The organism is Pseudomonas sp. H1_G08 (assembly GCF_054681355.1).
Genome location: NZ_CP162822.1, coordinates 5,607,501 through 5,622,428, shown reverse-complemented (window position 1 = coordinate 5,622,428; position 14,928 = coordinate 5,607,501). Strand labels below are relative to the sequence as shown.

Sequence of the window (14,928 nt, the reverse complement as noted above, 5' to 3'; positions counted from 1 at the left end):
GTGTCGCGAATTGGTTGTCGGACTGTTTTTGGAGTATAGATGTGCAAACTTCTAATAAGAACGCACATATAAGCCCGACCATCATGCAAAAAAACATCACCTCGCTAGGCTCGCTGAACTGGGACGACCTGAAGTTTTTCCTCGAAGTCGCCCGCACCCGCAAGGCCAGCACCGCCGCCAAACGCCTGGCCGTCGACTACACCACGGTGTCGCGACGGATCAGTTCGCTGGAAGCGGCGCTCGGCACATTACTGTTCGAGAAATCCCGCACCAGCGGCTTCGTCCTGACCACTGAAGGCCAGCGCTTGCTCGGTTATGCCGAGTCGATCGAAAGCACATTGCACATGGCTTGCGAGCAGGTTTCGGGCTCGGGCGTGGCCCTGTCCGGCCATGTGCGCATGGGCTGCACCGAAGGCTTCGGCAGTTTTTTCATCACCCCGCAACTGAGCCATTTCGTCGACGCCTACCCGGCAATCTCGGTGGACATCCTGCCGCTGCCGCACTTCATCAGCCTGTCCAAGCGCGAGGCCGACATCGTCATCGCCCTCGAGCGGCCGGAGCACGGGCCGTACGTCTGCTGCAAACTCTGCGACTACCGTTTGCAGCTGTACGCAACCCAGGACTATCTGGACAAACACCCACCGATCCGCCGCCCGGCCGACTTGAGCAAGCATCAATTCATCAGTTATGTGGATGATCTGGCGTTCAGCTCGGAGCTGCTCTACCTGGCCAACGTGCTGCCCGGCGCCAGCGCGCATTTGCGCAGCACCAGCGTGATCGCGCAATACGTCGCCGCACAGCAGGGGCGCTCGCTGGCGATCCTGCCGTGCTTTCTCGCCGCACAAGACCCGCGATTGCTGCCGGTGCTGCCGGAGGAAATCGACATCACCCGGCAGTTCTGGATGTACTGCCGCGAGGATCTGCGCAAGTTGAAGCGGATTACGTTGTTGTGGGATTACATCCGCGAAGTGACTGAACGCAATCAGGCGTTGTTGATGGGTGAAACGCGGGAGATGCGCTTTGCCGATTAGTCGGCGCTGACCACGATCGACACCCGGCGATTTTCCGTGCGCCCCGCTGCGGTGTCGTTGGAAGCCACCGGTTCGCTGCTGCCGAGGCCTTGCAGCTGGATGTTTTCCTGCTTCATGCCGACCGTACCGAGGACGTTGGCGACGCTCTTGGCCCGGCGCAGCGACAGTTGCTGATTGTAGGTTTCCTTGCCGGACGCATCGGTGTGGCCATCGACGCGCACCCGCTCGATTCCCACGCCGAGCAACGCCTTGCCGATGCGTTCGACGATTTCCGTGCTGGCTGCGTTCAGGCTTTCGACATCGCTGCCAAACAACACTTTGCCCGACAGGCCGAACTCCCAGCCGTCGTCGGTCAACTCGAAACCCTGCTGTTTGAGCACGGCGACCTGCGCCGGTGTCAGGCCTTTCTGCGGGGCGGTCTGGCAACCGCTCAGGGTCAGCGCGGCGATCATCAGCAATGCGGAAAAAAGTCGAACGGGAAGAGTGAACACGGACATCAGCTCCTGGTATGAACGGAATCGACCGGGCGCTCCGACCCGGCGGTGAATTGCGCGCCACGCGACAGGCGCTTGGCCTGGTACATTGCCGCGTCGGCTGCGTTGAGCAAGGCACCCGGCGTGGCGCCATGATCGGGGTAAACGGCGATGCCGATACTCAGCGAGGTCACCACACTGCTGTCGCCGGGCAGGGTGATCGGCATGTCCATGCTGGCGAGAATCTTGTCAGCGATGTGCTCAGCGTCTTCGACCGTGTGCAGTGGCGCAAGCAGCACGGCGAACTCGTCGCCACCCAGCCGCGCGACCAGATCATCCTCGCGCAATTGCGCTCGCACGCGATTGGCGATGGCCACCAGCACTGCGTCGCCCGAGGCGTGGCCGAAGTTATCGTTGATGCCTTTGAAGCGGTCGCTGTCGAGAAACAGCACGGCGACCCGCTCATCGTGTTTTTTGCCGTTGCGCAAGGCGCGGATCAAGCGGCCTTCAAAAAACGCACGGTTGGGCAAACCGGTGAGGCTGTCGTGGGTCGCTTGGTGAGCGAGAGTTTCGTTTTCGTTTTGCAGATGGGTTTGCCACGACTCGAGTTCGCCGAGCAAGGCATTGAAGTCGTTGCCCAGATTATCCAGTTCAGCGATTTGCGCCGGCGGCACGCGCCGATCCAGCGCTCGCTCACTGCGCGCGGCGTGGGCGACGGAGGCGAGGCTGTGCAATGGGCCAATGATTGCGCGCAGCTGCCGCCGCGCCAGATAGAGCGCGACCCAGGCGCTGATCGCGGTGCAGAGCACAATCCCGGCCAGGCCGCTGAGCAGGAAGCGCATCAGGCTGCCGCCGTGGCCGATGAGCAGGACGCGACCAATTTCACGGTCCTGATGCTCGATCGGCAGGCTGACCGGTTTTTCCAGAAGAGCGCGGGTGATCTGCATTTCCAGCTCGGAGAACAAGCCGGTCTCGACGCGCTGCCATTGCGCAATCAATTGGCCTTGCGCGTCGAGCACTCGGGCATCCGCTACTTCCTCGGTGGCGGCGATGATCGCCAGCGCCTCGGTTGCCGCCGCTTTGTCATTGAACACGACGGCCGCTTCGACGGTGTAGCTGATCGAACGGGCGATCAAATGCAGGTTGTGATCGGCATACACCCGCAGCGCGAGCACGCCCAGCAAGGTCAGCGAAACACTGGCCATCGCTACCGCCACCAGCGCGACAATCAAATGCCCACGGCCAATGACCGAGCCCAGGGTCGGGCGAGCCTTCCAACTGAACAGCTTCATGGCGCCGCCGCTTTGCGACGGGACAACTGCAACACGCTGGGGTGAATGCGCACACCACTGCGAGCCACGGAGTCGAGATTGACCTCGAACGACACTTGTTCATCGCCGACGCGCAGGCAGAACAGACTGCCGACGGTGCATTGATCGTCGGCTTCACTGATGCTCAGCACTGGATGCCCGATCAACGATGCGAACAGGCGACTGCGTTCATCGGCGGTCAGCTTGCCGATGTACACCGCGTCGCATTCGCTGACGATGGCCGGGTTGTCCGCCAGCAGACGCCGCACAGCCACCGGCCGACCCGTGGCTTGGGTGGTGCCTTTGACCAGGTCATCGGTGTATTCGGTGGGGCCGACGATGCACAGACGCAATTGCGCCGGCTCCACTGGCCAGCGTGCGTAACTGAGGATGCCAAGAACCACTTGCGTGACCGCTTTGGCCCGTTGCTCGGCCGGCCCGGTTTGCGCTTGGGCGATGGCGCTGCCCGTGAACAACCAGAGCAAAACGATCAGCAATGCGTGCTGGCAGGCCACCACACGCTGTGTCGCCCAGACGGCCACCTTCATGGAGGGATTCTCTTGGAGCGTAACGAAATGATGCCGCAACGATAGCACAGCGCCAGAACACCAGCGAGGCGCCTGCCTCTGACCGGTTGGTCAGTACTCGTTGTCGGTCATTCAGCGCTTCATCCCGGAGGCTCGGTGCCCTCTTCCAGTTCCAGCATCAGCCCGCTCAGACGCTTGACCTTGCGCAGCACCGCCTCTTCAAACACGCCGGCACGCGGCTCGATCAAGGTGAACCAGTGCCGGGCGCGAGTGATTCCGGTGTAGATCAGTTCTTTGGTCAGCACGGGGTTCAACGCATCCGGCAGGATCAGCGCCGTGTGGGCGAACTCCGAACCCTGGGACTTGTGCACCGTCATGGCGTACACGGTTTCGACATCATTGAGTCGACTCGGCAACACGAAGCGCACGCCGCCCTGACCATCGTTACGCGGGAAGGCCACGCGCAGAACCGTCTTGCCGATTTCTGCACCTTCACGCTCGGGCAGTTTCAGGGCGATGCCGATGTCGCCGTTCATCAGGCCCAGACCATAGTCGTTGCGTGTCATCAGCACCGGCCGACCTTCATACCACTGCTGATCGCTCTCGATCAGACGCGCCTTGAGCAATGCAGCGGTAATGCGCTGGTTCAGACCTTCAACGCCCCACGGCCCTTTGCGCACCGCGCACAGCAACTGGAACGTGTCGAACGCCTGCAAGACTTCGCGCGCCCAATCGATCCAGTCCGCATGCTCAAGTGGCCGCGTTGACGGTGGACGCTGATCGCGCAATACGCTCAGGTAATGGCGGTAACCTTGCGGGCCGTTGCCGTGACCTTCGAGCAACAGGCGTTCGAGCTTGTGATCGTGTTCGCCTTTGAGCGGCAGCGAATACACGTCGTCGTAGCCGCCAGCGGCGAGCAACTGTCGCGCCTCATCGGCCAATTGCTGATTGACCCGGCGCGCGAGCTGACCGATACCGCTGCCCTCGCCGAAGCGGCGCGAGTGACGCAGCATCACCACTTGTTGCGCCAACGGATGGGTGCCGTCGCAGTCTTCATGCAAACCGCTACCCTGCAACGACTCGCCACTGACAGACTCCAGCCATTGTCGCGTTTGCGGGCTGTACCAACCGCCCTCGGCGTCACGGCACAGATCGCCCAGCACCGCACCGGCCTCGACCGAGGCCAACTGATCCTTGTCGCCCAGCAGCACCAGCCGAGCATGGGCCGGCATGGCGTCGAGGAGGTTGGCCATCATTTCCAGGTCGATCATCGACGCTTCATCGACCACCAGCACATCCAGCGGCAGGCGGTTGCCGGCATGGTGACGGAAATGCCGGGTGCCCGGTCGACTGCCGAGCAGACGGTGCACGGTGGTCACATCGCTGGGGATCGCCGCGCGCACCGCTTCGGCGACCTGCAGTGATTGCACTTGCTGACTGATCGACTCGGTCAGACGCGCAGCGGCCTTGCCGGTCGGTGCCGCCAGACGAATGCGCAGCGGATGGCCAGCCTCGACGGCCGGTGCCTGCAGCAACGCGAGCAAGCGCACCACCGTGGTGGTTTTCCCGGTGCCCGGGCCGCCAGTGATGATGCTGAAGGCGCTGCGCGTAGCGATGGCGCAGGCGAGTTTTTGCCAATCGATGACAGCTGCGGATTCCGCGCCGCCGAACAATTCGTTCAGACGCTGCGGCAGATCATCCGGCGTCGGCTCCTGCTGCATCAAGCGTTGGCGCAACGCTGCATCGATGCGGCGTTCGTAGGTCCAGTAGCGGCGCAGGTACAGGCGTTTCGAGGACAGCACCAGCGGACGTGTCTGCGCTGTTTCAATCGGGTCAGCGGCCAGGGCCACCAATGGACTGCTTGCCAGCACTTTGCACCAATGGGCTCCATCGAGCGTTTCGAGCAGTTGCGAGGGCAGCAGCAACACACCGCCCTGCACGTCGCCTTCGGGCGGCAATGACAGTGCAAAATCCGGCGCCTTGAGGGTTTCAAACAGGTCCAGACACACATGACCATGGCCGAGTTGGTGACTGGTCAACGCCGCCGCGAGCAACACCAGCGGATCGGTCTCGGGCTCGAGTTCATGCAGGAACGCGACAAAGGCGCGGTCCAGCGCGCGCAGCCAGCCGCGCTCGACCCAACGGCTCAGCAACAACAGCAAATCATCGGCGCGGGTCAGCGGCGAGAGTTTCGACAGGCTGTCCGCTTCCAGCGGCGTCGGCAGCAGATCGGCGAATGTGCGGCTCATAGCAGGACTCCCTGTTCCCAGGCGGGTTCGGACTTGGGTTCGGGTTTGCCCTGGAACATCCGGTCGAGGCGTTCGATCAATTCCCGTGGCGGACGCACGAAGTACATGCCACGACTTTCCGCACGCGTACCGCGCAGAAACAGATACAGCGCCCCGCCGATGTGACGGTCGTAATCGTAATCCGCCAGCCGCGCCTTCAACTGGCGATGCAGTGCCAGCAGATACAGCACGTATTGCAGGTCATAACGGTTGTCGAGGATCGACTGCTCCATCGCCTGCACCGTGTAGGCCTGATCATCCACGCCGAGCCAATTGGATTTGTAATCGGCGACGTAGTAACGGCCAGCGTGCTCGAAGGTCAGGTCGATAAAGCCCTTGAACATGCCGTTGAGCTGAACCGGTTCTGCCGCAACACGAGCGACGCCATTGTGGGTGTGCTGGCGCACCTGTTCGTCGAGCTTGAGCACGTCAACTTTGTGGCTGGCGAACCAGAACTCCATCTCGACGCGGTATTGCGTCAGTTGCTCAAGAACCACCGGCGGTTGCCCGCCAGCGATCGGCAACGGTGACTTGAGCAAATGCTGCAGCCAGTCAGTCAGCGTGGTGATCCAGCCTTGCCAGCCGCGCAGATTGCAGCGCCGGGCAATTGCATCTTCCAGCGCTTCGCGGGTAACCGAAAAACCTTCAGCGCCCGCCCATTCGAGCAAGCCATGCAAAAACGTGCCGGGATTCGGTCCGCGAGGAAAACGGTGGATATCGGCGCCACCGCTGCTGATTTCATGTGGCGCGTCGGGATCGAGGCGCTCGTCGTCGAAGAGCTTTTGCGCCTGCGGACTGTCCGGTGCTTCATCGCTGCCGACGCTCAATATGTCGCTGATGCGCAAAGCGCTATAGGAAGCGATCCACCAGTTTTCACTGGCTTTGCGCTTGGGCCGTAGCGTGGCTCGCAGGACTGCTTCATTGCGCGGCGGCTGGTAATGCTCGTCAGTGGGCTGAGGCATTTCGCCGATGCCGATGGCCGGGCAGTCTTGCTGCAGATCCCGCAGCCAGCGGTTCAATTCGCTGGACTCGCCCAAAGCGGCACCGCCCCCCAGCAAGTAACCCAGCGCTGACAGGTGCAGCACCGAGCTGTTGTTATTGCCGCGCTTGAGATCAGTGACGCCCAGCCAGCAGGCATGCTGCGCGCGGGTTAACGCGACATACAGAAGACGCAGATCTTCGGCCAGACGCTCATCGTCAGCCAGGGCTATCAACTCGGGGGTAGGCTTGAGGCTGATCTGCGCCTTGCCCGCAGCGTCGTGGTAATGCAGCGGCAAACGGCTGCCATCCACCGGTTTCGCCGAGCAAATGAATGGCAGGAACACCAGCGGATATTCCAGACCCTTGGATTTGTGGATGGTCACCACTTTGACCAGTTGCTCGTCGCTTTCCAGACGCAGAATCTGCTCTTCACCGGCCTGACCGGACAGCGCCAGCAACTCGGCCAGATGGCGGATCAACGCTTGCTCCCCGTCCAGTTCAGCAGCGGCTTGCTGCATCAGCTCCGACAGGTGCAAAAGGTTGGTCAGCACGCGCTCGCCGTCACTGCGCTGCATCAGGGTTTGCGGCAGGTGGAAGTCGTGAAGCAGGCGTCGCAACATCGGCAACACGCCCTGTTTGCGCCAGAGCTCTCTATAGCCGCGGAACTGCATGACCCGGGCTTCCCAGACCATTTCATCCTGGTTCAGGCGCTCCAGTTCGATCAGCGGCAGGTTCAATGTGGTACAAGCCAGCGCAGCCTTGAGCGAGCGTTCGACATCGGGTTCGGCGCAAGCCTTCAGCCATGCCAGCAGATCGTGCGCCTCTTGGGCGGCAAACACCGAATCCTTGTCCGAGAGATAAACACTGCGCACACCTCTGGCGGCGAGTTCGGCGCGTACGGCCTGGGCTTCCTTACCGTCGCGGACGAGGATCGCGATGTCCGAAGGGCGTAAACCTTTGAAGTCGTCTGCTTGAAAGAAACCAGCGCTGCCGGTTTGCCCGCCATTGAGCAGTGCGGTGATTTGACTGGCGCAGGCGGCGGCCATATGCTGGCGATAAACCGAGCCGGACAGCGGCTGATCGCTAGGCAGTAGCCAGACATTGAGTGCCGCGACGTCTTGCCCGGCAATCCGCAGCGTTTCCTTGCGTCCCTGAGACTCGACCGGGAGGAACGGTACCGGGTTCTCGCCATTTCTTTCGCGAAACAAAAACGCGCCTCGTCCCTGCTCTCGGGACTCGGCGCGTTCGAACACGTGATTGACCGCTGTCACCATGCCGTGGCTGGAGCGGAAGTTGGTGCCTAGTGTATGCAAACGGCCGGTAGTGGCCTGACGTGCGCGCAGATAGGTGTAGATGTCGGCACCACGAAAGGCATAGATCGCCTGCTTGGGGTCGCCGATCAGGAACAGGCCGGTGTCAGGGTGATTGTCTTCAATGCGGTAAATGCTCTCGAAGATGCGGTACTGAACCGGGTCGGTGTCCTGGAATTCGTCGATCAGCGCGACCGGGAACTGCTCGCGGATCAGCGTTGCCAGACGCTCGCCGCCCTCCGATTGCAGCGCGGCATCCAGACGCAGCAACATGTCGTCGAACCCCATTTCTGCGCGACGGCGCTTCTCTTCTTCAAAACGCGCGCCGACCCACTTGGCAGCGTGTTGCAGAACAGCAGCATCGGGCGTCGGCAAGGTATCCAGGCTCGACTTGAGTCCGGACATGGCGTCCAGCCCCGGATGACTGGGAGCCTGGCCTTTCCAGGCCTCGGCCATGCCATCGGGCGTCAATCGGGTGAAGCCGGTGCCAATGTCCAGTTGCTCAAGCGACTCGTCTTCCGCCCAGGTCTTGAGTTTCTCGAACCAGGGCTCGAAATAACGCGCCTGCATTTTGCGGCCATCGACGGTTTTGCTGGCGACGCCTTCATGGCAGAGAGCAAGCAGCTCGTCTGCCCAGTCACGCCAAGGCATTTTCAGTTCGACCAACGCCGCTCGCCGCTCCAGCAAACACTCTTCGATCATCTCCGCGGGCGCCTTGCCTTCATCGGTGTCACGCTCGCTGGCAAACAAGCCGCGCACCCGAGGCAACAACGCGGCGGGGCCACCCCAATTGCTGCGCACCCAGTTCAGCGCATCGCCCTGCATCGGGTAGCAGAACAGTCGCCAGTAATCGCGCAACACTTCGCCAAGCAGATCGCTGTGATCGGTTTCCAAGGATTGCGTGAACAGGCTGCCGCTGTCGAACGCATGCTCGCGCAGCATGCGCTGACACCAGCTGTGAATGGTCGAGACGGCGGCTTCGTCCATCCACTGCGCGGCGATATCGAGGCGGTTGGCACAGCCCGGCCATTGCAGCGGATCGAACTGATCGCGCAGCTCGGCAATCAGTCCGTCCGGGGCAACAATTTCGTCGCGGAAGAACCGCGCGGCCTCAGCCAAGCGTGTCCGAATGCGTTCACGCAGCTCTTTGGTAGCAGCGTCGGTAAACGTCACTACGAGGATTTGCGGCGGCAGCAGTTCGCGTGAAAAACCGCTTGTCTCGCCGCCATGGCCGAGAATCAACCGCAGATAAAGTGCCGAAATCGTGAAGGTTTTGCCGGTGCCTGCGCTTGCTTCGATCAACTGACTGCCGCGCAGCGGGAAGGCCAGAGCCAACGGTGTTTTGGTACTCATGCGCGCGCACCTTCGCTGGACAAGGAACGCCACGGCGCTTCGAATAATGGGCGGTACAACGCGTCGCACCAGCCGGTGAAGGTTTCGTCTGCCAACAATGCATCGAAGTCGGGATATTGCCGGAGCAGTGCCGGGCTTTCGCGCCGCTCGCCGTTGCTGGTCTGGCCGTCACCGTCATAGGCTTTTCGCGCAGCGGCTTCGGCTTTGACCGGGTCAGTTTGAGACAACCAGGCGAACGCGGTTTTTATCGCAATCGGCAAGGGCTGGCGCATGCCTGATTGCCACGCAAGAAGCAGGTCACCGAGCAAACGCAACGCTCGGTCTCGCTCCATTGGCTCAAGCAACAACGTGTCGTCACTGGCGACCAATGCCGTGGTCAGCGCATGCTCGCTGGCGCAGGCGACCAGATGGGTAACCCACGATTTGGTCAGCCGATGCCACTTGCGAGTTTTGATCGAGCCGATGCTATTGGGAATGGTCGTGACCGACAGCAGGCCGCCATCGGCGCGTTGATGCAGGTTTGCGAGCCAGCCCTCCAGCCGCAAACCCTGCAAGTCGAGACTGACCGGGATTGCACTACTCAATGGCGACGGCCATAACGTCAGCAACTGTTGATAACGCTGCAGAAGATCCGGCAGCGGTTCGATCAGTTCACGCTGTAGGCATTCGCCAAAACCGGCCATAGGCAGCAGACCACTGTTTTGCAGGCGCAGCGCCCGGGCTTGCAGCGCCTGATCGATATTGTCCGGCTGGCTGAGTGCGGCTTCCAGCAAACTGTCGCTCAGCGTGTAGCGCTGTAGGGCGTCCAGCACGAAAGGTTCTTCATCTGCCAACGGCGCTTGCGCCGCCTCGAAATAGACCTTGAGACGCTGGGTGAAAAAATGCCGAACCGGATTACGTAGAAAATCCTGCAGCAATGCCAGCGTCAACGGTTCATCTTGAACATATGGCGCGAGTAACGGCGCTTCGCTTTGCTGCGCTTTCTCTTGATGTAACACCTGCCACTCGCTGGCGTAGCTGAACAGTTGCTCGCCTTCGTGGAAATAGCGGGCACTGAAAGGTTGCAGGGGGTGTTCTTCGGTCAGCGCTTCCAATAGATCCTGGGTAGGGTCGATTGAACGCCAGCCGCTGGCGAGGTGATCGCGCAACTGGCCGATGAGCACCGAGGCGGGTCGTTCGCTGTTGTCACGGATGCTGCGGCCAACCCAACTGATGTAGAGCTGAGAGCGCGCGGACAACAGCGCTTCAAGCAACAGATAGCGGTCGTCCTCCGGTCGTGAGCGATCCCCAGGTCGGTAATCGCTGCCCATCAGATCGAAGTCCAGCGGTGACTGGGCGCGGGGATAATCGCCGTCGTTCATGCCCAGCAGACATACCAGTTTGAAAGGAATGGCGCGCATCGGCATCAAGGTGCAGAAATTCACCGCACCGGCGAGGAATCGTTGCGACAATCGGCCCTGATCCAGCCCGGCGAGCCAGGCTTCGCGCACGACAGTCAGCGGCAGTTCGTCAGTCAGGCCGACCGCCTCGCAGGTTTCCAGCCAGGTCTCGCGAAGCTCTTCGAGTTGGGTCAGCAGGTAGTCGTCGTGCTCGTTGCTCGCCTGAAAGAACACTTGCATCAGCGCCTGCAAACGCAGCCCCCACTCTTTCGGTTGAGCCGGTTGCGTGAGTTGCTGATGAGCGATTTCCAAGGCATCCAGCAGCGCAACCAATGGCCCGATCAGGGCAGCATCAAGTCCACCAATTTCGTCGTAAGGCTCGATACCTGCACATGCATCGGCACTGCCGACGGCGTAGCCCAGCAGCATTCGGCGTAGACCGAAATGCCAGCTGTTCTGCTCCAGTTCCTCAGGCAATCCGAGACCGGCCCGTTGTTCGGCACTCATGCCCCAACGCACGCCGGCGCCCTCGATCCAGCGGTGTAGGGTTGGCAGGTCACGTTCCTCTACGCCAAAGCGAGCACGCAGAGCTGGAACATCGAGCAGGTCGAGAATCTCGCTGACCGGGAAACGGCTGTCCGGCAGCTTGAGCATGTGCTCGACGGCGATCAGTAATGGATCACGTCCTCGCTGGCCCTGGTCCGCCAAAGTGAACGGAATGAAGCGCGGGTCAAATCGATCGAGCGGACCGAAAACCGCGCGGATATGCGGGGCGTAGCTGTCGATATCAGGGACCATCACGATCACGTCCCGTGGGCGTAGAGCCGGGTCGGCGCTGAAACGCGCCAGGAGTTGATCGTGCAGGATTTCGACTTCGCGCTGGGCACTGTGGGCGATGTGAAAACGGATCGATTGGTCCTGCGTCAGGTCGACAGCGGGCCAGAGCTCACGAGTCTCGTTGAGGGGGCGCAATTCGAGGATGTCGTCCTGAAGCTGGTTAAGCATGTTGTGCGGCTGGGCTTCGCTGAACAGGTCGATGCGGCCGTCACGAAAGGCTGCGCGGTAGCTGTTGGGATCGTCGTAGCTGTCGAGCAGGTTGATATAGTCGCGACCTTGCTTGCCCCAAGCGGCCAGCAACGGATGCGCGTGCTGATGCAGGGTTTCGGCATCAAGTACAACGGGCATCCCGCTTTTGCGTTGTTGGCGCTTGTATTGATGTCGCAGCAGATCCTTGTCGGCAACGATATCGGCCCAGTGATGGCGACAGGGGTTGTGTACGCAAAGCAGAACCTGACTGAAGCGCGCCAGACCGGCGAGCGCTTCAAGAACTTGTGCGGGCAATGAAGAAATGCCAAAGACGATCACGCGCGGCGGCAGCGGAGCCGGGGCCTTGTCGAGTATGTTGATGCATTCCATGAAGCGTTGATGCACGCCGGCACGACTCTGCGCCATGCCTTGTTCGCCGACGTCATCCAGCAGCGCTCGCCACAACTCTGCCTGCCAGCAACTGGTCGCTGGCAGCGGCTTTATTTCACCTCTGACATTGCGCAGTTGATGACGCCCCTCAGCCCAATCTTCCAGCCAGTCAGCCCGGTAGACCTGATATTGGTCGAACAGATCGGCTAGACGCTCTGACAACTGATAGCGCTTGCGCAGATCGCTGTCGTGAGTGAGGAAGCGTTGCAGCGGCTCGAAATGGGGGCGATCGATTACCTGTGGCAAGAGGCGCATCAGACGCCAGGTCAGCGGAGCTTTATCGAGCAGGGATTTCGCCGGAATTTCTTCTCGTCCCAATACCATGCGATACAGCTGCCACATGAAACTGCCGGGTAGTTGAACGTCAATCGCCGCAGCGATCCCGCAACCGCCAAGGTCATCGTCTTCAGGATCTTCGGCCAATGCGAGTTTGAGCCATTGGGCGATGCCGTTGCTTTGCACCAAAGCGATTTCGTTTTCCAAGGGTGCCAGTGGGTAGCGCCGCATGATGCTGACCACAAGACTGCGCAGCTCATCGAGACTGTTGCTCTGAACCACCATGAATGCAGCGTTGAGGGACTGGGCGTCCGACATATGGATTCCTTGGAAAATCGCTAAAGCCGAGGCAGAACCTTAGCATTGTCGGCCGACTGTGACAGCCGGACGAGGTCTGCGAAGCTTGTAAGAACTTTCTCGCAGGCAAAACAAAACCCCAACTGCTTTCGCAATTGGGGTTTCGGAATTTAATCTTGACGATGACCTACTCTCACATGGGGAAACCCCACACTACCATCGGCGATGCATCGTTTCACTGCTGAGTTCGGGATGGGATCAGGTGGTTCCAACGCTCTATGGTCGTCAAGAAATTCGGGTACTGACTCGGGACCAGATGGCCTCGCTTCAGCAAATTGGGTATGTGACAGCTAGGTGTTTGTGAACTTCGAACTTTCGGTTCGTTTCGTCTTCACACACCGCAATCTGGTGCCTTTTCAGGTCAGCAAATTGCTTGGGTGTTATATGGTCAAGCCTCACGGGCAATTAGTATTGGTTAGCTCAACGCCTCACAGCGCTTACACACCCAACCTATCAACGTCGTAGTCTTCGACGGCCCTTCAGGGAACTCAAGGTTCCAGTGAGATCTCATCTTGAGGCAAGTTTCCCGCTTAGATGCTTTCAGCGGTTATCTTTCCCGAACATAGCTACCCGGCAATGCCACTGGCGTGACAACCGGAACACCAGAGGTTCGTCCACTCCGGTCCTCTCGTACTAGGAGCAGCCCCTCTCAAATCTCAAACGTCCACGGCAGATAGGGACCGAACTGTCTCACGACGTTCTAAACCCAGCTCGCGTACCACTTTAAATGGCGAACAGCCATACCCTTGGGACCGGCTTCAGCCCCAGGATGTGATGAGCCGACATCGAGGTGCCAAACACCGCCGTCGATATGAACTCTTGGGCGGTATCAGCCTGTTATCCCCGGAGTACCTTTTATCCGTTGAGCGATGGCCCTTCCATACAGAACCACCGGATCACTAAGACCTACTTTCGTACCTGCTCGACGTGTCTGTCTCGCAGTCAAGCGCGCTTTTGCCTTTATACTCTACGACCGATTTCCGACCGGTCTGAGCGCACCTTCGTACTCCTCCGTTACTCTTTAGGAGGAGACCGCCCCAGTCAAACTACCCACCATACACTGTCCTCGATCCGGATAACGGACCTGAGTTAGAACCTCAAAGTTGCCAGGGTGGTATTTCAAGGATGGCTCCACGCGAACTGGCGTCCACGCTTCAAAGCCTCCCACCTATCCTACACAAGCAAATTCAAAGTCCAGTGCAAAGCTATAGTAAAGGTTCACGGGGTCTTTCCGTCTAGCCGCGGATACACTGCATCTTCACAGCGATTTCAATTTCACTGAGTCTCGGGTGGAGACAGCGCCGCCATCGTTACGCCATTCGTGCAGGTCGGAACTTACCCGACAAGGAATTTCGCTACCTTAGGACCGTTATAGTTACGGCCGCCGTTTACCGGGGCTTCGATCAAGAGCTTCGCGTTAGCTAACCCCATCAATTAACCTTCCGGCACCGGGCAGGCGTCACACCCTATACGTCCACTTTCGTGTTTGCAGAGTGCTGTGTTTTTAATAAACAGTCGCAGCGGCCTGGTATCTTCGACCGGCATGAGCTTACGGAGCAAGTCCTTCACCCTCACCGGCGCACCTTCTCCCGAAGTTACGGTGCCATTTTGCCTAGTTCCTTCACCCGAGTTCTCTCAAGCGCCTTGGTATTCTCTACCCAACCACCTGTGTCGGTTTGGGGTACGGTTCCTGGTTACCTGAAGCTTAGAAGCTTTTCTTGGAAGCATGGCATCAACCACTTCGTCACCCAAAGGGTAACTCGTCATCAGCTCTCGGCCTTAAGATCCCGGATTTACCTAAGATCTCAGCCTACCACCTTAAACTTGGACAACCAACGCCAAGCTGGCCTAGCCTTCTCCGTCCCTCCATCGCAATAACCAGAAGTACAGGAATATTAACCTGTTTTCCATCGACTACGCTTTTCAGCCTCGCCTTAGGGACCGACTAACCCTGCGTCGATTAACGTTGCGCAGGAAACCTTGGTCTTTCGGCGTGGGTGTTTTTCACACCCATTGTCGTTACTCATGTCAGCATTCGCACTTCTGATACCTCCAGCAAGCTTCTCAACTCACCTTCACAGGCTTACAGAACGCTCCTCTACCGCATCATCCTAAGATGATACCCGTAGCTTCGGTGTATGGTTTGAGCCCCGTTACATCTTCCGCG

At 59.8% G+C, this 14,928-nt stretch carries 7 protein-coding genes and 2 rRNA genes (1 of these 9 cut by a window edge); 1 reads left to right on the top strand and 8 read right to left on the bottom strand.

Annotated features, from left to right (window positions below):
* The first annotated feature begins 83 nt into the window (after positions 1-83).
* Complete coding sequence (locus AB4N85_RS25335; protein ID WP_076565624.1) at positions 84-1,031, top strand: LysR family transcriptional regulator; 948 nt, start codon at positions 84-86, stop codon at positions 1,029-1,031.
* Here AB4N85_RS25335 and AB4N85_RS25330 read toward each other — a convergent pair.
* The 8 genes from AB4N85_RS25330 to AB4N85_RS25295 all read right to left on the bottom strand — a co-directional run.
* Positions 1,028-1,528, bottom strand: a complete 501-nt coding sequence (locus tag AB4N85_RS25330) for an OmpA family protein (RefSeq protein ID WP_191622424.1) — start codon at positions 1,526-1,528, stop codon at positions 1,028-1,030. The genes AB4N85_RS25335 and AB4N85_RS25330 overlap by 4 nt on opposite strands.
* Positions 1,528-2,796: a diguanylate cyclase domain-containing protein gene (locus tag AB4N85_RS25325; protein WP_236169248.1), complete on the bottom strand. Its 1,269-nt coding sequence runs from the start codon at positions 2,794-2,796 to the stop codon at positions 1,528-1,530. Before AB4N85_RS25325 ends, AB4N85_RS25330 begins: the two co-directional genes overlap by 1 nt.
* A complete protein-coding gene (locus AB4N85_RS25320; protein WP_041477864.1) occupies positions 2,793-3,362 on the bottom strand; it encodes a YfiR family protein in 570 nt (189 codons plus the stop codon). The genes AB4N85_RS25325 and AB4N85_RS25320 overlap by 4 nt, the downstream gene beginning before the upstream one ends.
* A gap of 119 nt (positions 3,363-3,481) precedes the next feature.
* Positions 3,482-5,590, bottom strand: a complete 2,109-nt coding sequence (gene recD / locus AB4N85_RS25315) for an exodeoxyribonuclease V subunit alpha (protein ID WP_457264440.1) — start codon at positions 5,588-5,590, stop codon at positions 3,482-3,484.
* Positions 5,587-9,273: an exodeoxyribonuclease V subunit beta gene (gene recB / locus AB4N85_RS25310; RefSeq protein WP_457264441.1), complete on the bottom strand. Its 3,687-nt coding sequence runs from the start codon at positions 9,271-9,273 to the stop codon at positions 5,587-5,589. The genes recD and recB overlap by 4 nt, the downstream gene beginning before the upstream one ends.
* Entirely contained in the window at positions 9,270-12,722 is a 3,453-nt protein-coding gene (recC, locus tag AB4N85_RS25305) for an exodeoxyribonuclease V subunit gamma (protein WP_460066337.1), read from the bottom strand. The genes recB and recC overlap by 4 nt, the downstream gene beginning before the upstream one ends.
* Before the next feature lie 153 nt (positions 12,723-12,875).
* Positions 12,876-12,991, bottom strand: a 5S ribosomal RNA gene (gene rrf, locus AB4N85_RS25300).
* Between the two features lie 154 nt (positions 12,992-13,145).
* Positions 13,146-14,928, bottom strand: a 23S ribosomal RNA gene (locus AB4N85_RS25295); it runs 1,111 nt beyond the window's last position.

Excerpts from the sequence above, each read along its gene's own strand:
- AB4N85_RS25335 (WP_076565624.1), top strand. The coding sequence starts at position 84 with ATGCAAAAAAACATCACCTCGCTAGGCTCGCTGAACTGGGACGACCTG.
- AB4N85_RS25330 (WP_191622424.1), bottom strand. The coding sequence starts at position 1,528 with ATGTCCGTGTTCACTCTTCCCGTTCGACTTTTTTCCGCATTGCTGATG.
- AB4N85_RS25325 (WP_236169248.1), bottom strand. The coding sequence starts at position 2,796 with ATGAAGCTGTTCAGTTGGAAGGCTCGCCCGACCCTGGGCTCGGTCATT.
- AB4N85_RS25320 (WP_041477864.1), bottom strand. The coding sequence starts at position 3,362 with ATGAAGGTGGCCGTCTGGGCGACACAGCGTGTGGTGGCCTGCCAGCAC.
- recD (WP_457264440.1), bottom strand. The coding sequence starts at position 5,590 with ATGAGCCGCACATTCGCCGATCTGCTGCCGACGCCGCTGGAAGCGGAC.
- recB (WP_457264441.1), bottom strand. The coding sequence starts at position 9,273 with ATGAGTACCAAAACACCGTTGGCTCTGGCCTTCCCGCTGCGCGGCAGT.
- recC (WP_460066337.1), bottom strand. The coding sequence starts at position 12,722 with ATGTCGGACGCCCAGTCCCTCAACGCTGCATTCATGGTGGTTCAGAGC.